At 46.9% G+C, this 18,563-nt stretch carries 16 protein-coding genes; 11 read left to right on the top strand and 5 right to left on the bottom strand.

The window, feature by feature from the left end:
- Window positions 1-28: 28 nt before the first annotated feature.
- The 4 genes from FPG75_RS11890 to FPG75_RS11875 all read right to left on the bottom strand — a co-directional run bounded on the left by FPG75_RS11890 (window position 29) and on the right by FPG75_RS11875 (window position 2,649).
- A complete protein-coding gene (locus tag FPG75_RS11890) occupies window positions 29-619 on the bottom strand; it encodes an RNA polymerase sigma factor (protein ID WP_143307076.1) in 591 nt (196 codons plus the stop codon).
- Between the two features lie 85 nt (window positions 620-704).
- Entirely contained in the window at window positions 705-977 is a 273-nt protein-coding gene (locus FPG75_RS11885) for a hypothetical protein (protein WP_143307075.1), read from the bottom strand.
- Complete coding sequence (locus tag FPG75_RS26015) at window positions 974-1,507, bottom strand: collagen-like protein (RefSeq protein WP_161596768.1); 534 nt, start codon at window positions 1,505-1,507, stop codon at window positions 974-976. The genes FPG75_RS11885 and FPG75_RS26015 overlap by 4 nt, the downstream gene beginning before the upstream one ends.
- Before the next feature lie 218 nt (window positions 1,508-1,725).
- On the bottom strand, window positions 1,726-2,649 hold the full coding sequence (locus FPG75_RS11875; RefSeq protein WP_201747943.1) for a YheT family hydrolase: 924 nt from the start codon (window positions 2,647-2,649) through the stop codon (window positions 1,726-1,728).
- Between the two features lie 186 nt (window positions 2,650-2,835).
- On the opposite strand from FPG75_RS11875, the gene FPG75_RS11870 reads away from it, so the two are divergent.
- The 5 genes from FPG75_RS11870 (at window position 2,836) to FPG75_RS11850 (ending at window position 8,393) form a co-directional block, all read left to right on the top strand.
- Window positions 2,836-3,942 (top strand): helix-turn-helix domain-containing protein, encoded by a 1,107-nt coding sequence (locus tag FPG75_RS11870; protein ID WP_143307072.1) that lies wholly within the window; start codon window positions 2,836-2,838, stop codon window positions 3,940-3,942.
- 83 nt (window positions 3,943-4,025) lie between these two features.
- The gene (locus tag FPG75_RS11865) at window positions 4,026-5,516 is read left to right on the top strand and encodes a S41 family peptidase (RefSeq protein ID WP_143307071.1); all 1,491 of its coding nucleotides are present in this window, start codon (window positions 4,026-4,028) and stop codon (window positions 5,514-5,516) included.
- A gap of 18 nt (window positions 5,517-5,534) precedes the next feature.
- Window positions 5,535-6,371 (top strand): helix-turn-helix domain-containing protein, encoded by an 837-nt coding sequence (locus FPG75_RS11860; protein WP_143307070.1) that lies wholly within the window; start codon window positions 5,535-5,537, stop codon window positions 6,369-6,371.
- Window positions 6,372-6,487: 116 nt separating this feature from the next.
- Window positions 6,488-6,901, top strand: coding sequence for a YciI family protein (locus FPG75_RS11855; protein ID WP_161596767.1), 414 nt, complete (start codon window positions 6,488-6,490; stop codon window positions 6,899-6,901).
- Between the two features lie 73 nt (window positions 6,902-6,974).
- On the top strand, window positions 6,975-8,393 hold the full coding sequence (locus FPG75_RS11850; protein ID WP_143307068.1) for an amidohydrolase family protein: 1,419 nt from the start codon (window positions 6,975-6,977) through the stop codon (window positions 8,391-8,393).
- Between the two features lie 60 nt (window positions 8,394-8,453).
- Here the strand turns inward: FPG75_RS11850 and lepB are convergent, their stop codons facing one another.
- On the bottom strand, window positions 8,454-9,644 hold the full coding sequence (gene lepB / locus FPG75_RS11845; protein WP_143307067.1) for a signal peptidase I: 1,191 nt from the start codon (window positions 9,642-9,644) through the stop codon (window positions 8,454-8,456).
- 148 nt (window positions 9,645-9,792) lie between these two features.
- Here lepB and FPG75_RS11840 point away from each other — a divergent pair, with 148 nt between their 5' ends.
- From FPG75_RS11840 to FPG75_RS11815, 6 genes are all read left to right on the top strand, one after another.
- Window positions 9,793-10,764, top strand: a complete 972-nt coding sequence (locus FPG75_RS11840; protein ID WP_143307066.1) for a sugar phosphate isomerase/epimerase family protein — start codon at window positions 9,793-9,795, stop codon at window positions 10,762-10,764.
- A gap of 229 nt (window positions 10,765-10,993) precedes the next feature.
- Window positions 10,994-11,998, top strand: coding sequence for a helix-turn-helix transcriptional regulator (locus tag FPG75_RS11835; protein ID WP_143307065.1), 1,005 nt, complete (start codon window positions 10,994-10,996; stop codon window positions 11,996-11,998).
- Window positions 11,999-12,399: 401 nt separating this feature from the next.
- Complete coding sequence (locus FPG75_RS11830) at window positions 12,400-13,935, top strand: hypothetical protein (RefSeq protein ID WP_143307064.1); 1,536 nt, start codon at window positions 12,400-12,402, stop codon at window positions 13,933-13,935.
- Between the two features lie 2 nt (window positions 13,936-13,937).
- Entirely contained in the window at window positions 13,938-14,726 is a 789-nt protein-coding gene (locus FPG75_RS11825) for a hypothetical protein (RefSeq protein WP_143307063.1), read from the top strand.
- Window positions 14,727-14,730: 4 nt separating this feature from the next.
- Window positions 14,731-15,903, top strand: coding sequence for a glycosyltransferase family protein (locus FPG75_RS11820; RefSeq protein ID WP_143307062.1), 1,173 nt, complete (start codon window positions 14,731-14,733; stop codon window positions 15,901-15,903).
- Between the two features lie 14 nt (window positions 15,904-15,917).
- Window positions 15,918-18,554 carry a class III lanthionine synthetase LanKC N-terminal domain-containing protein gene (locus tag FPG75_RS11815; RefSeq protein WP_143307061.1) on the top strand — a complete coding sequence of 879 codons (2,637 nt, stop codon included), beginning with the start codon at window positions 15,918-15,920 and terminating at the stop codon, window positions 18,552-18,554.
- Window positions 18,555-18,563 lie beyond the last annotated feature (9 nt).

The following is an 18,563-nucleotide window of genomic DNA, read 5'->3' as shown; positions in this document are numbered from 1 at the left end:
AGGGTACCCCTCTTTGAAAAAAAAATTTTTAACGGAGCCTGGCCACAATAAAAGCGGCCAGCAGGATATCGCCGTGACGGTAGATATAATCCTGGATAAACCGCATGCTCAGTACCATGTGTTTCTTGACGGCATTACGGGAGATGCCGAGGATGGCTGCCGCTTCATCATAGCTTTTGCCTTCCTGGCGGCAAAGCCGGAAAACATGGAGCCGTTGAGTGGTGAGGCCCGCCAAGGCTTGCTGGAACAGGCGGTCGTATTCTTTAGCCAGTGCGGCTTCATCGGGATGTTCGCTTTCCCGCTGCATCAGCTGCAACAACAGCTGCGAGCGCAGCTCCTGGTCAGTGGCCAGTTTGTGAATGGTTTTGAAAACGTGGTTACGTGCGATTCGGTACAGGTAAGCGCTGAAGGAGAGCTGCGGATTGATACGCTCCCGGATCTCCCATATCTTCAGAAACACATCATGCACGAGGTCTTCCGCCAGGGAAGGCACTTTGCAGAAACGCAAAAGATATACATACAATGCAGGATGATAATGCCGGTAGATGCCGGAAAAGGCTGACTCATCTCCCTCTTTCATCCTGGTCAACACTTCCTCTTCTAATGGCATTCGCTCCATATGGGTATTTATGAATTTTTGAATTTTCGGATTTTTATATCTACAAATAAATCTAAAAATCCGAAAATCCAAAAATCCAAAAATATTACCGTCCCTGCATCCAGAGGCCGGTAGCGCGGTTCACTTCATCGATATTGTTGAAATTCACATGCGTATCGCGCATACGGGCGGCAATGGCGCCGGCCACCACTACTATTTTGAATTTATAGGAGTAGATATTGTAAGTACTGAGCGTGGGCAGCGTAGCAGTGTGATTGATCAGTTCGAAGAACGCATGCAGCCTCACTTTCCCCACGGATGTTTCATACGCGAACACATGGTAATAATTGCCGGTGAAATCGCTGAAGCGGTACGTCATTGATTCCCACTGGTTGGGATTATTTTGATAAGGAGCGATATACACCGCCACCATACCACCATCCAGGATAGATTGCGTGATGTTGGTATTGGTACGCTCGTAATAGCGGGTGGTATAGAAAGTATAGCTGCTAGCAGAGTTGGAGAAGCCATATGTGCGCCGCTGCCAGACAGTATCTTGCTGCCTGCGGCGCCCGTTGCGCCGGTAGCACCGGCCGCGCCGGGGGCTCCGGTCGCGCCTTTGAGGCTAAATCCGGAACCCCATCCTGCGGCGGTTTTGGGGCCATACAACATAGAGGAGGAGAGGTCGATATAAAAATCGCCGTTGGCGCCTAAAGTGCCGGCCGGCGTGCCATTGCCACTATAAATGATACTGCCGTTCTGCCCTGCCGGCCCCACGGGGCCAGCATTACCTTGCGCGCCCGCAGGCCCTTGCGGGCCCATAGGTCCTTCTTTTTTGCAGGCAACTATCAACAATGTGAAGAAGACCGTCAGTAAAAATGTATAAGGGATTTTCTTAAGTTGGTACATGATCGTGATTTTCGGGGTGATTGATTACACTACAAATTTCGCACACCGCCACATTGGTGGCAATAGCGTTCGTACATTGTTTCACGCCCTTCGTGTATTGGTGCACTCAGGATTATAAGGATTTTCGAATTTATTGATTTTCGGATTTATTGATTTAATTGGAGCGGAGATGAACAATATTGCCATCTCCGCTCCAATTAAATCAATAAATCCGAAAATCAATAAATTCGAAAATCCTTATAATCCTGAGTGAATTTCAACGCGCGGCGTTCCGACCAGTAGTAATCATCGCCGAAGCGGACGAAGCCCACATGGCCGCCGCTGTGCGGCGTTTCGAGATGGAAGTGCGGGTGGGATGCTGCGATATCGTAGGGGTAGCAGGCCTTTCCGAGGAAAGGATCGTCGAGCGCGTTGATGAGCAAGGTGGGGATAGATATCTGTTGCAGGAAACGCAATGAGCTGCAACGCTCCCAGTAGTCGAGCGCATCTTTGAAACCATGCAGGGGCGCGGTGTAGCGGTCGTCGAACTGACGGAAAGAACGGATGTTGTGATAACCATCGAGGTGAATATCGTTGGGGAATTGCGCCTGCTTCAGTTGCAGCTTGTGTCCCAGCTCGCGGATGAAGCGCTGCATGTAGATCATATTATGCCGTTTCTCCAGTTCTGCGGAACTGCTTTTCAGGTCGCAGGGCACAGAAATGGCCACAGCAGAGCGTATCAGGGGATCGATGCGGTCGCCGCGTTCTCCTATATATTTTAAGGTAACATTGCCGCCCAGCGAGAACCCGACGAGATGTATCGATGTATATTTTTTCAGGGAGATGAGATAATGGATAACCGTATCGAGATCGCCGGTTTCACCACTATGATAGAAACACAGATTTTTATTCGGCTCGCCGCTGCAACCACGGAAGTTCATAGACACCGTATCGTAACCCGCTTCGTTGAAGATATGCACCATGCCCACTACATATTTACGGGTGGAATTTCCTTCCAGCCCGTGCAGGATCACTACAATACGCTTGCCGCCAACAGCGCTGAAGTCGAGATCCAGGAAATCTTTGTCGGGCGTAAGTATCCGCATACGGTCATAGTTGGCGCGCTTTATGCTGCGGAACAGCGACGGATAGATCGTCAGCATATGGCGATTGCGCAAAAGGAACGGTGCTTCGTAATCTGAATTATTTATAACCGGCATGAATAGTTTACTGTGGTAAACAAATGTAAATTTTTTATCTGACCCGCTTTTGCACAGTTTGCCCTTTATCCCAAATCGCTACCACACCAGCAGAGATAATACAGCCATAATATTTTATATCTTCATTACATGACGTTTGCCTCCCTCCTGATCAGTTTCTTCCGCAGCCTGGTGTTGTTCGGCGCCTTGCAGGGCATTATTGCGGCTATATTGCTGCTATGCCGCAGACCCGTAAAGCAAAGCAACGTATTGCTGGCGTTGTTGCTGATACTACTGGCGATGGCCTCCTTTAACACGATGTCCATCAATGAGCCATGGTTGGGCATGACAGCCTGGCTGGATATACTGGCGAACATATTTCCCTTAGTGGTGATCATGCCTGTAGGACCACTGTTATATTTTTATATCAGGAGTTACCTGGAACCTGATTTCCGTTTGCGCCGTCGGCAGGCCATTCATTTTTATCCTGTGGCGCTGGACCTGCTGCCCTATGCCGTAGCGGCGATGATCAAAGCCGGATGGATCAATGGCCGCTCTGGCTGGGACTTTATCGATAACTGTAACGTATATACGGATATTGCCCGCTGGATATCCGTGAGCGCCTATGTGGCCGCAGCGGTACGATACCTGCAACGGCAGCGGCCAACGGAAATACGCGAATGGCCCCGCCAGCTCACGCTGCTCTTCTGTTACTTCCAGGCCATCTGGTTATTCTATCTCATCCCGTATATCATCCCTCAAACCCGCGATCATCTGCTCTCCTATATGGGCTGGTATCCTGTATATCTACCCCTTACGGTGATCATCTACTGGCTCAGCATCAAAGGATACCTGCTATCGTTGAAACCTTTGCCGGCAGCGCCACTGAAGCCGGTAGCGGCAGAGGTGACCGCACAGGCCATCCGCGCCCTGCAACACGCCATGGAAACAGCACGGCTGTACCTTCAGCCGGACCTGAATTTACAGGCCGTAGCCAATGCCACCGGTATCCCGGCTAAAACAATATCTGCGGTGCTGAACCAACATCTGCAAATGAATTTCAACGAATATGTGAATAGTTACCGGGTAGAAGAATTTAAACGCCGGGTGATGGAGAGCGATATGCAACAATATACCATTGCCGGGCTGGCACTCGAATGTGGTTTCAATTCACAGGCTACCTTCCAACGCAGCTTCCGGCAGCTCACCGGCATGCCGCCTTCTCAATTTCTGCAAATGCGCTCCTGTAGCGGATAAGAGCTGTTGTCAAATCGCGATTTGAGCAGCAGTTTTTTAGGAGCGCCCCCTGTTTCGCCCGACCTTTGCGACAAATTGTTATCATGAAAAAGTTACCATGCCTGCTCCTCCTGAGCTTTATTTTCTTGTCGGCCACCGCCCAAACCGATACCCTTCAATTCCAGAAATTTCCCCTTCAGGCATTACAAGAAGATTTTACGACCATGCGTAAAGCGCTCGAAAAAACACATCCAGGTCTTTACCGCTACCACAGCAAAGCCAATATAGATCGTACCATGGACAGCCTCTATGCCACCTTGTATGCCGATATGCCTTTTTATGAATGGTACAATACCTGCGCCTGGCTTACCGCCTATATCGGGTGCGCGCATACAGCCGCCTTCCCGCCGGCCGGCTTTGGTGCGTACTATCAACAGCACGGAAAGTTCTTCCCTTTCAACACGCATTGGATCGGCGATAGTGTGTACATCTCCCTTAACTGCACCAGTGATACCACCGTGAAGGTTTTTGACCGGCTGCTCGCCATCGATGGCCGTAATATACTTGATATCAGGGAGCGCCTGCTGAGTTATATGCCCGGTGACGGCTATACGAAAAATGTGAAGGTGCAAAAATTCAACCTGGGACAATTCATGATGCAATACTACTGGAACATCGGCAGGCCGGATTCCTTCCGTGTCACCTATGCCAATGATAAAGGTCATGTGCATACTATTACCGTGCCCGCCGCTACCGTGGCGGAGCTGGGGAAGTGGGTCACGGGTAACCCGGTGAACCAGTGGCTATTGAAAACCTATACGCCGCGTGGCGAGCTTAACCGCCAAAAACCCTGGCGCCTGGAGCTCGTAGATTCTTTACGGGCAGCCGTGCTCACCATCAACACCTTTGGCTCCGTTTCGAAAATGAATATGGGCCGTTTTCTCGATGAATCCATGCGTACCCTTCAAGAGAAAAATATCCGTCACCTGGTGATCGATGTACGTAACAACAATGGTGGCGCCGATACCCTCGGGGTGCTGCTTTTCACTCATCTGATCCATCAGCCTTCGCGCTACTACCTGCGCCAGCATACTATCGTTGACGGCAGCACGGAATACATGCCCTACATCGATCTGGAAGAAGAAGAGAAAAAGCAGGTAAATGAAGAGCTGATACCGGAACCCGATGGCACCTTCACGATCAAAGCAGCCATGGCAGCCGGTGTGGCGCAGCAACAGCCGGCCGCCAATGCCTTCAATGGGAAAGTGTATGTGCTCATGAATGGCGCGAGCTATTCCACTACATCCGAATTTCTGGCGGCCCTGAAGGCCAACAAAGTGGCTACGCTGATCGGGGAAGAAACGCCCGGCGCCTATGCCGGCGGCAATGGCGGCACCTTTCTGCATATGCCGCTTCCCCATACCCGTGTGGAGCTGAACATCCCGATGGTGTATTACGATAACTACACCACCCCGCCCTTAACGCCCGGCCGTGGTGTGATGCCTGATATCGCCGTGCCTGACGATATCCGGATGATACGGACAGGGAAAGATACGCAGCTGGAGTTTGTGATGCGCCTTATCAAAGGGCAGTAGTTTCCTTATCTTTATAACATGACGCTGCCTACCTTCGGTATAGAAAAGATATTCGACCTGCCTTACCGGCAGGAAGATTTCAAGATCATGCATCATGCGCCGATCAACATGCCGGTGATTGAAGAACCGCACAAGCACGACTTTTTCATGTTGCTGGTGGTGAGCCGTGGCAGCGGCGTGCATACGATCGACTTCAACGATTACGCGGTGAAGGCCCGGCGGGTGTTTTTCCTCGCGCCGGGGCAGGCCCATCAATGGACGATGTCGGCCAATACGGGCGGTTACCAGGTGATGTTCTCTGCCGCCTTCCTGGCGCAGCAAGGGCCGCTGTGGCCTTTCTTCACACCGTCGGCGGCGCCCTGGCTACAGCTGGATGCCGTTCAGTACACGCAGCTCACCCATGAGCTGTCGCTGATGCTGGAGGAGGCTTCGCAGCGGAGCGTATCTGCCCGCATCCTGCATCACCGTTTGCAGATCGTGCTGCTGATGCTGCAACGCTGGTATACAACAGCGTATCCGGAAGATACAGCAGCGGCGCCGCATCATCTCATCAACCGTTTCCTGGTACTGCTTGAAAAACATTATGCCCAGCATAGCGAAGTGAGCTTCTATGCCGGCAAGCTGCATGTAACGGCCAGCTACCTGAACCTCGTATGCAGAAAGGCTTGCGGCCATACCGCCGGAACGTATATCCGTGAACGTTTGCTGTTGGAGGCCAAACGGATGCTCACCCTCACTGATATGGATGTGAAAGGCGTAGCCTATGCGCTGGGATTCAATGATACCTCTTACTTTTCCCGCTTCTTCCGGAGATACACCGGAAAAACACCGCTCGATTTCCGCAGGCACTTATAAAAAGTACCCGCACTGTTATAATTAGTACCATTTCAGGGCGGTATGCCGGGCTAACTTTGGGGAAGGTCTTTGAGGTTTTTTCGTTATTTTTCTGTCCTGAAAAAAATATACGCATGATGCAAAAGCTATTACTGTCGGCCCTCCTGGCCCTCGCCGCTACCGGTCTTTTTGCCCAGCAAAAAGATAACAAGGATCTGAAACAATACATGCTGATCGTCCGGTACAATACCGACGCCAAGCCGGATCCCGCTACCATCAAAGATAATATGCAGCACTGGGGCGCCTTTATCGGCGGACTGGCGCAGGAAGGCAAGCTGGTAACAGGATTACGCCCGGCACAGGAAGGCAGAACCATCAGCGGCAAAGACAAAGCCGTGAAAGAGGGCCCGTACGTTGCCAACAACGATATCGTGAGCTCCTTTTTTGTGGTAAAGGCAGCAGACCTCGACGATGCCACTACCATCGCCAAAAAATGTCCTATCTATGAACTTGGCGGCAGCGTGGAGATCCGCGCAGTGATGAACAACTAATAAAACAATCATACAGGACAGGCGCCACCGTTGTATCAACGGCCGGCGCCTGTTTTCTTTTTAAGCAACAATGATGAAAAAACTGATCCTCGGCGCAGCAGCGGCATTATACACGATGAGCGGATCTGCACAACAGGTAAATCTGATCATAAGATCCGTACAGGTGATAGATGTAAAGACAGGCAAGATCACGCCGCACCAGTCGATCGCTATCCGGCATGATAGCATCATCCGGGTGATGGATGACCAGCAGGCGAGCCGTTACAAAGCAGCACAAATATTCGATGGCGGCAATCGCTATGCGATGCCCGGCCTCTGGGATATGCATATGCATTTCGGCGGTGGCGATACCCTTGCAGAAGAGAACAAAAGCTTTTTATCCCTGTACCTGGCCCATGGCATCACCACCATCCGTGATTGCGCGGCGGATATCAGTCCGCTTGTATTGCAATGGCGCGATGCCGTGAACAAAGGCGAGCTGCAAGGCCCTACCATCTTCACTTCCGGTCCTAAACTAGAAGGCTATAAATCCATCTGGCTCAATGACCTGGAAATAGGCACCACAGCGGAACTGCGGCAGGCGCTGGATTCGCTGCAAAAGCTGAAAGTGGATTTCATCAAGATCACTGACAATACCATAAAACCTGCGCTATATCTCGAAGCGGTGCGCGAAGCGCGCAAGAGAGGCTTCGCCATCTCCGGGCATGTACCTTATGCGCTCACCATGCAAGAGGTATCTGATGCAGGTCTTAGCTCCGTAGAGCATCTTGGCTATGCCTGGAAAGCAGGCGTGAAAGATGAAGCGGACCTCTCCCGCCGCATTGCTGCCGGCGAGCTCAAAGGCCGTGATATCAATAAATATATCATCGCCCATTTTGATACAGTCGCCGCAATGAGCACATACCGCCTCATGGCGAAAAACGGTACAGCCATTACGCCTACGTTGAATATCAGCTATACGATCGCCTTCCTCGACAAAGACGATCACGCACATGATCCATATCTTCAGTATATCGGCAAAGGATTGCAGCGCACGTACGAGTGGCGGGTGAAAAGAGCTGCACAGGATGATAGCGCCGCCATCGCCTGGCGTCATGAAGTGTTTGAGCGCACCGCTGCGATCCTGCCTCTACTGCAAAAGGCCGGCGTGAAGATCATGGCAGGCACGGATGCCGGCTATCTCAACTCATATGATTTTCCGGGTATTGGCCTGCACCAGGAGCTGGCGCGCATGGTGGAGTATGGCCTCAGCCCATTGCAGGCTTTGCAGGCATCGGTGATCAACTCACCGGCTTACCTCCATCAAACAAATTATGGCGCAATAGCTGCCGGCAAAAAAGCAGATATCCTGCTGCTGGAAGCCAATCCACTCGAAGATATCCACAACACACAGAAGATAGCGGCATTGGTGGTGAAAGGAAAAGTACTCGACAGAAATGCACTGGACAAATTGCTTGGTAGCGTAAAAGAAAGTATGGCGTTAACAAAATAATTGTTACTGATAACTGACCCTCAATAACCGCTCCAGGACCGGCACGCAGGCCGGTCCTTTTTATTTTATCAGTCGGAACATACGGCTCCACCGGATCTTGCGGTTTCCTACACTGAGCCAGATAAGTGATGCTTTGCCAACGATATGATCTTCAGGCACGTAGCCCCAGTAGCGGGAGTCTTCTGAATTGTGGCGGTTGTCGCCCATCATCCAGTAGTAGTTCATTTTGAAGGTGTAGGTGGTGGCGGGTTGGTTGTTGATGTATATCTTGCCGTTAATGACGGCTAACTTGTTCTTTTCATAGGTAGCGATGATCCGTTTATAGAAAGGTAATGAGAGGCTGTCCAGCTTGACAGTGGCGCCTTTGGCAGGGATGTAGAGAGGTCCCATGTTGTCTTCGTTCCAGGGATAGTGTTGGTATTCGAAAGGGAAGATGCCGGGCATGGCCACCTGCGCCGATCTAATGTCAGGATAAACAATCGCGTTCATTTTCCTAAGCTTGTTTACCGCAGACGGGACAAGATTAATGATATAGATAGTGGAATCCGTATTTATTGAAACTTTTTCAATAATATCAAGATTTTGTAACCATTTACTGCTCAAATCACGACATCTGTTAGACATCATAACTTGATATGGCTGCTCCGACTCATTAGGAAATATTAGTGCTGTCTTATTTATGTAAATATTACCATTTATAATCTGCAAAGAATCGCCTGGCATACCGATACAGCGCTTGATCCAGTTTTCTCTTTTATCCACCGGCCGCCACATAACCGGTGGATAATCTTTTTTAATCTGCCCATACCCTAACGACCGTACCGTGCTATAATAATCCATATCGTCACCGCTAACACTCTTCAACACTGTATCACCACAGGGATAGTTGAATACAATCACGTCATTGCGTTGAATATCACCGAAGCCCGGCAGCCGTTTATAAGGCCACTGCACCGCTGTAGAATAGGACTTCCTCGTTTTGGAAAATGGCAGGGTATGCAGCGTAAAAGGCAGCGCCAGCGGGGTATTGGGCATACGCGGGCCATAGGCCAGTTTGTTCACAAAAAGAAAATCATTCACCAGCAAGGTCTTTTCCATAGAGGGAGACGGGATCACGAAAGCCTCAAAGATAAATGTGCGCAGCAAGGTAGCGCCCACCACGGCAAATATCACCGCCTCTACCCATTCTCTTAACTTTGATTTCTTCTTACGCTCTTCTGTACGTCGGCGGCGCCGGGGAAAAAAATTCATTTCGGGTAGAATTTAGGATAAGTATGAGTAATGAATATAACCCGAAACGGCAGCAACAGGAATGCAGTCACTGTTTTCATCTCTATAAAATGTCAAAATAACTTATATTCATGGCCGGTTTTAATCCACGTTAAAAACATTCATTACAATGCACACTTCCAGACGTTCCTTCCTTCAGACAGCAGGCCTGGCAACAGCCGCCATGATGCTGCCCCGCGGCCTGTTCGCAGCACCAGGTGCGCTGCCTAAAAAGATCGGCATACAGCTGTATACCCTCCGTGACCAGCTCGACAAAGACCCGAAAGGCGCCATCGCCAAAGTGGCCAAGATCGGCTACAGCGAAGTCGAAACTTACGGCGGCTACAAAGGCCCCGGTGATAAAGGCACCTTCTGGGGCCTCTCCACCAAACAGCTGAAAGCCTTGCTGCAACAGCATCACCTGAGCACGCCCAGCGGCCACTACATGCTTAACGACTACCTGCTGCCTGGCAACGGCAACGATGAAGCCCTCAAAGCACAGATCGATATCGCCGCAGAACTCGGTCAGCGCTACCTGGTAGTGCCTGTACTGCCCCTGCCGCTCTGGGATAAAAAAGTGACCTCGGACGATTACAAGTTCATGGCTGCACAACTCAACAAGGCCGGCGAGCTGTGTAAGAAATCTAATCTTAAAATCGCCTACCATAACCACTATTGGGAGTTCAAGCCACTCACAGATACTGGCGGCACCGGCTATGACATCCTGCTCAAAGAAACCAACCCCGCGCTGGTATCCTTCGAGCTGGATCTCTTCTGGGCAGAAAAATCCGGACAGGATCCGCTGAAACTCTTTGCAGAAGCCCCCGGCCGCTTCTTCGCCTGGCATGTAAAAGATATGGACAAGAATAACACCGGCAGCCTTACCGCCGCCGGCACTGAAAACAAAACTTCCATGGAGCTGCTCTCCGGCGTTACCTTTGCCGAAGTAGGTACCGGCAGCATCAACTTCCGCGAGATATTCGCCAAAGCCAAAGAAGCTGGCGTAAAGTATCTCTATGTAGAGCAGGACAGGATCACCAAGGATCCTTTCGAGAGCATCAAAGAGAGTTACACGTATGTGAAGAATAAATTGCTGAAATAGTTCTTTTCAGCTGACGATTCTAAAAAGGCATCCTCGCGGGGATGCCTTTTTTCATGCCTACTGCTGTGACATCGCAATAGCTTGATTTAAATTGCTATATGGTGTTTCATGCAACCGTAGGCATGCTGCACTATCTCAAATAACCGAACCCTATAGCCGGCGCAACAGACACAACATTACTTATACGAATTAGCGCAGCGCCGGGGCACTTAAAACGATAGATATCAAGATGGTTACTTTACAGTCGCCGGCCGCTATTACTTTCACAGTGCAGGCCAGTATGGAGGCGCTCGTCCGCATCATGAACGAGCTGCCATCCACATATGATCATCTGCGGATACCTGAAGCCGCGATCACCTTTACCGAAGGGCCTTTCGGCCATTACTTCAGCCAGGAGCTGAGCAGCCGGGAGTGGCTGATCAACTGGCAGCAATATCACATCACCCAACGTGTGACCTTACAGGCTAGCATCCGGCAGCCCGCCGCCATCCTGTGCTGTGTAACGCAAGGTGATTTTACCTTTCGTTTGCGCGCACATGAAGTACACACACAAAGCGCTGGTACCTGCACCTTTTATTATATGCCGCCACAGGTGAGTAACCTGCTTACATTGGAACCCGGCATCTACCAATTGATGTACATCTCTTTTTCACCCAATTATATCGCCGAATTTACAGAGCTGCATCCCTGGTTCCACCAGGCTTACAAGCGCTTGCAGGGAAAAGCAGCTACCGCACAAGCCCTGCCCACCTTTCCATTAGATGCCGCCGCTGCTGATGTGCTGCAACGCATGCAGCAGTGCCAATCTCCGGGCCCTGGCAGGAAATTCTTCTTTCATGCGCGTATCACAGATCTTGTGCTGCTGTATTTCAGCCATCACTGCACACAGTTACCTGTTGAAGATAAAAACACCGAAAGTATTATGCTCAGTACCGCTGCTTTCATCCGGAAGAATTTTCATCAGCAACTGACCATTCCACAATTGAGTCAGCAGGCGGGCATGAACATCACCACCTTTGAACGTACATTCAAAAAAGTGATAGGACACTCGCCGCTTAATTATATAGTTGGATGCCGTTTGCAGGAAGCCGCCAATCTGCTGTCTACAACGGCGGTTTCAGTGAAAGATGTAAGTAATAATGTAGGATTCACTAATCCGAATTACTTTGGCATTGTATTCAAGAAGCACTTTGGATTTACGCCGTTAGATTATAGAAGAAAGAATAGCGCGTGACGAAAAATTATAGAAACAAATTTGAAATACTGTAGAAATCTTTCTGAAAATAATAGCAATTTTATAACATGACGGTTGAGAAACGGAAATCGTTTCAAAAACCAGATCGGAACAAAATAACCAGTTGACCGGTAGTTCGGAAGAACAGCCACAACATATACCAGGCGCTCATTACCTCAATGAGTCATTTGAAAAACTTTAGAGTAAACCCTTGAATTAAAAGTAAATCTATGCGGGCAATTTTAGCAATCCCATAATCCGGCTTTGACAAGCTGGCGTACTACACAACGTTTTACAGCTAAAACAAAAATGTTTAATCAACAACAGCGATGATTTGCCTTGCTGGCATGCGTGGCGGGCATCCTGTGCTCCGGCAGTATTTAACTTTAATCAGGACATCAATGAACTACCTTACCGATCGCACGCAGGAAAGTAATTTCTTGTCATTTATCTTGAAAGAAAAACAGAACAGGACCTATCTTGGCATCGCATTGGCTGGCATTATCATACAATTGGTAATATTCAAAATCCTGTATCCGTTTGCAGATTATTTTAGCGACTCCTATAGTTATATATATGCAGCAGCAACAGGCCGTGATGTGAATATATGGCCTATCGGCTACTCGAAGTTCCTGGCACTGTTTCACGTTATCACGCATTCCGACACCGCAGTGGTAGCCTTTCAGTACCTGTTCGTAGAACTGACATCACTCTACTTTTTCTTTACAGTACTATACTTCTACTCACCGGTAAGAAGAACAGCGATCATTATCTTCATCTTCCTGTTTTTTAATCCGCTCTTCCTCTACCTGAGTAATTATATATCCAGTGACGCGCTGTTCCTCGGATTGAGTATGTGGTGGCTGGTGCAGCTGCTGTGGATCATCCACCGGCCATCGCCGTACCAGATAATTACGCATACGCTGGTGATCACGATAGCGTTCACGGTGAGGTATAATGCGATCTACTATCCATTCATCACGGCACTGGCATTTATCATCTCACGTCGTAGCCTAACCCTCAAAGTAATAGGAATAGGGTTGCCGTTGATATTGATCTATTCATTTATCAATTATACAGAGTACAAATCACAGGAAATAACAGGCACCAAGCAGTTTTCAGTTTTCAGCGGCTGGCAGATCGCAAACAACGCCATGTATATGTATCCACATATACAGGTAAATGACAAAGACTTGCCGATAGAAACGCAACAGCTGGCAAGACAAACCAAGCAGTTCTTTGATACACTAGGCTTTGAAACAATAAACGTAACACCTGCCAAAGGCGCTTACTTTATTAAACATTCAAACGCTCCACTGAAACAAGCCTTGTACGCGTACTGGTCTACCGATACCTTGGCGTCGGATGTGAAGGCCTGGGGAAAGGTATCTCCTATGTTTTCTAAGTTCGGTACAGCACTAATAAAGAAGCATCCGATTGCGTTCTTGAGATATTATCTTCTTCCTAATGCGGCCAACTATCTTGTGCCACCTTTGGAAAAAATGGAAGTTTACAACCTCGGTAAAGACGTGGTCAGTCCCATAGCAGCACAATGGTTTGGTTATAGCAGCTTACAGATAAGATTCCTTTCCTCCTCATTGCAAGGTAGTTTGCTGATATTGGAATCACCGCTATTCATGCTATTACAGTTAATGCTTATTGCCGCGTTACTATGGCTCTTTTTTAGTGGACAACTAAAAAGGACTAGTACTTCTTTCAGAAGTGGGTTGCTGTTGATCGGCATCTTGTTGTTGACAAACTGTTTGTTCAGCATCCTGGCTTCCCCTATTGTGTTCAGGTACCAGATATTTCCGATGATCCTGTTCTTAACATTTGGGCTCTTACTCGTTGACTATGCTATACAGTTCAGTAATGAAGATGAAAAAGCAAAGGAGCATACACCGAAGGGCGCTGGAGCTATGGAATTAAATGTATGACTATGTTTTTCAAAAAAAATATATACTACGATTTTGCGAAGCACGTCACTGCCGGACCAGATTATGTTGAAGATTTCTTTTCTTCCCAAGTCGGTGTGGGTAGCAATAGATCTGAGCATTATCAGAAGTTCCTTGAAACGCTCAGAGATAATGAACACAGGATTGGCAAAAAACATGACTATGTAATCCCGTTTCTAACTGGTTATTTCCACCAGCAGTTAGCCATCGGGCAAGAAAATGTCGCCATACAACGATATCATACAGATCAAGCGCTTACTGCATTCAATGATTTTCTGTCTTCACAAAAAGGTGAAAGAGACCTGCAGTACTTTGCCAAATGGCAAACAGGGGAGCTTCTTCAGCAATTAGATACTCCTTGGCCCGAAGTAGAACAGATATATCTCGCCACACTCGAGCTGGATACTGCACGTGGAGAGGCTATACGTAACATCATTCAAATGTATTATGCCATGCACGAATGGCGGATCGCTTATATATATAGCTCTTACTTTATGGCTCAACTACAGGGGAAACCACCTGTTGATACCCGGAAATGGTTCATAGATACAGCTTTCTATCATTGGAAAATCCTGGAGTTTCATCTTCCACTTTGCCTGACCTTGCGCAAAAAAGATGAAGCAAGGAAAGCATACGAAATGTTGATGAGATATACGGTTAATCATCAAGAATGGTTCACAGCAGATGATTTAGAAAGGTTCAGGAACTATCAGCTTGCATTGATTCAAAACAAAGGGGGAGTACCCAACATTATTGCCATACCGAAAGCATAGAATTATGAAAAGATTCGCATTAAACTTCATTTGTAAGAATGAAAGTCATATTATAGAAAGGATGTTAACTTCGGCACTTCCATTGACAGATCTCATTGTGGCATTAGACACTGGGTCAACAGACGATACTATTGAAGTTATTCAAAATTTCGGCATACGGCATAATATACCAACCTACGTTTTCGAACGACCCTTTGATGACTTTGGTAGTTCTCGTAACTACGCATTAGAAATGCTGAAAGAAACCACTAACGCAGCAGGATGGGATTTGGAGCAAAGCTGGGGGTTTTGGATCGACTGCGACGAGCAAATAGAGATATCTGCTTCTTTCAAAAGAGATCAAATTAACCAAGATATCTACTACGTATCCACTGTCTCAGAAGATATAAATTTTACTAAACAACTATTCTTTCGCTTATCAAAACCTTTCTACTGGAAAGGGGTGGTACATGAATATATCGCACACAATGACCCTACAATACAGGAAGCAATTATATACAATATTCAGGTCATCTATGAAAAAAAAGGCGCTTCCTGGCAGGGAGACCTGACCCAAAAATTTCTAAACTACGCAGAAAAGCTCAAAACATTTATTGATCAAGGCAACCCTGAGTACAGATGGATATATTATGTAGGGCAAAGTTATAGTGCAGCTGCAATGCATAGTACCTCCAACCAGCAGAAAATGGATTTATTGCTGCTGGCACGTGAAACTTATCAGAAAGCACTAAACATAGATAACCTTGAGAGAGATGAAAAGTATAAACTCAAAGAGCGTATTGCAGATAATAAGATCCGATGTGGCGAGAGATGGTCTGACATCCAGCAGGATCTGCTCAAAGCCCATGCGATAGACCGGCGAAGAGGTGAACCATTTTGCCCTATTATAGAGCATTATATTGAAAAGCAAACATGGCAAACGGCATATCTATACAGTTCTTTTGCTTATAAGAATTATCATCAAAAAAAGCCGAAAGATGTTGATATATCGGAATTAAGGGCATCTGTTTATGAGTGGCAGCTATTGTTCTATCATTATTCTGCTTGCCTACATTCCGGCAGAATAAGTGAGGCAAGGCCATTGCAGATTGAATTAAAACAGTTGATCCAAAATAGTCCGCAATCCTTCACTGAAGAAGCGGTACAGCATATTAAACCACATCTGAGCAAGATATAAGCATAAATAACAAAATGACAGAAGCAGCAACTATAATAACCAAACGTCCACGGTACGATAGCTGGTTGGAAGCAAACGGTATACCTTTCGTGCCTATTGGCCACTATCTGCAAGTGGGTGTTAGCAACATCTTACAAGGATGGCTATTACATTTGTCTGTTATACCAACTCAAATTATTACTCTATTAGAGCGGATATGTCCGCTACTGATCAAAGAAAATATTGCCTTTAAAATACCTGCAACGGAAGAAATAGCGATAGCTATATTGGGAGGGCATCTTGGCCATCAATTATTGGGTAAAATAATTACGGTATATCCTTCCTCTGACGAGGAAGCTGCACGCGTAGCAATGCTTTTGATCGACCTTACCCGCAACTTCAGTGGACCAGCCATCCCAACAGACTATCATCTCGGAGGAATTATATATACCCGATACGGTGGTATAAATCCAATGCAGTTCAAGGATAACAACGGAGCATTAGAATCCTTTATTTATGATGCTACCGGCAACTTGGTAAAGGATGAAAAGCCGATACCATTCACATTGGCAAATGACCTCCAATGGCCTTTCAGCAACATCAAGAAATATACAGAAATTAAAGAAAAAACATGCTATAATGGCAAGTATCAGATCACATCATTGTTAAAAAACGATGCAAAAGGCATTGTAGCAATTGTAACGAATCCACTGAAATTCAGGAAGAATTCATATTTCATCCTTAAGGAAGGTAAACACCACGTCTCTTCAGATGATCATGGAAGAGATGTACGCGATCGGCTTCGCTGGCAGTATGAGTTACATAAACAGCTAGAAAATGATTTCTTCGTCCCTCAAGCGATAGATCTTTTTGAGGAAGATGACAATCTTTACTTTGTAATGCAGATGATGGACGGGATTCCATTAAGCGATTTAATTGACGCTACTTACCAAGGTAAAATGTGGTTCAATCTCAGTATGGATGCACGCAAACATTTACTGGGTTTATTATTAGAACTGTTTCATATTATAAAAAGGCTACACCAAAGAGGTTTCGTGCACAGAGATCTGAGTCCAAGAAACTTCCTGGTAACCGAAAGCGGTAAAATAAATTGCATAGACTTGGAGCTTATGTACAACTTGCGATCTGAAAAACCGCTTCCCCCCTTTACTTTAGGTACACCCGGATATATGTCGCCAGAACAGATGCGGGTAGACATACCAGATACTATGCAGGATGTCTACGGATTAGGAGGTATTATGATCAGGGCCTTCACCTGCTTGTCACCAAAATTATTCAATCCAGCATACCCGGAGGTGCTGCGACGTAACTTACGGTTTCTAATCCAGGATGAAGTATTAGCAGATATTATCTGCGCTTGTCTGGATCATAACCCAAACAACAGACCCAACGTATCAAAGCTGATAGATTTTCTTGAAAATTATGGATCACAGATCAACGACACGCCGAAACCGCTGATGTTCCTCAGTAGTAAAACAGATATACAGGATTGCCTAAACAAAGGTTATAAAGCGTTAACTGGCGCAAAACTCACGTCAGAAAATGGACTTTGGATATCAAAATCCATAAATAGTGACCAAGTACTTACAAATGAGCTGATCGAAACAACGAACTATTTGGGACTTCATACCGGCATAGGCGGAGTTGTGGATGTACTAGTCGATGCAGCTCGATTAGGTCAACCTATCGATCAATGTGGAGAGGCAATAAATAAAAACTTCGGCCATCTGGTAAATGTGTTGCTTTCACCAGATTACCCAACCACCCAGGGGCTTTATTTCGGTACTGCTGGCAACAGTCTATTACTAAAAAGGGGCATTGAAATAGGATGGCTGGAACCGGCTGATGAAATTCTTGATCTGATAAAAAATGGGTTATTGACGTTACCCGACAAACTGGGTATTAGTGAAGGGCTTGCCGGACAAGGATTGGTGGTTCTTCAGTGCCGTAAAATACTTGATCGGTTCTATGAACCGCTACTAAACCAAATAGTCGAAGAATTAATAAAACGACAGGAGAAAGATGGCTCCTGGGTAATTTCTACAGGAGAAAATTTGCTGAAGTTATATAGTTTCTCCCACGGCATTGCAGGTATCATCTACTTCATGCTAAAAGCCTATCAAGCTGTAGGGAAGCTGGAAATACTTCATTCCGCAATGAAAGGGCTTGAATTCTTGGAAAGCCATGCTATAGAAATTAATGGCAATAAGTCCTGGGGATACTTCGATGGAAATACAGATATTGATCCATGGCTGGAATATGGTGTCACTGGTATTATAATACCTTTTATTGAAGCTTACAGCATCACACAAAACATACAATACAAGAAATTAGTTATTTCCGCCTTACAAAATCACCCAGCCCAGATCAATAGTCCTTATCTAGGGATAGAAAGGGGGGTTGCAGGTTTGGGAGAAGTATATATCCATGCTGCCAATGCACTTAAATACCCCAGTTTTAAAGACCGTGCAGAATGGATAGCTCAATTTCTTTTACATATCTCAGTACCAGAGAGTAATGACACTGCCATATGGATAACAGATAACACAAATTTGCCATCCGCCGATCTGATGACTGGACATTCAGGAATTTTGCATTTTCTTTTACGATACATCAATTGGGAGTTATTATCCTATCCTTTATTTAAGTAAATATTTCAT

The sequence above is a fragment of the Chitinophaga vietnamensis genome, assembly GCF_902167635.1.
GTDB classification, from domain to species: Bacteria; Bacteroidota; Bacteroidia; order Chitinophagales; family Chitinophagaceae; genus Chitinophaga; species Chitinophaga vietnamensis.
This window is presented reverse-complemented; position numbering and strand designations above follow the sequence as displayed.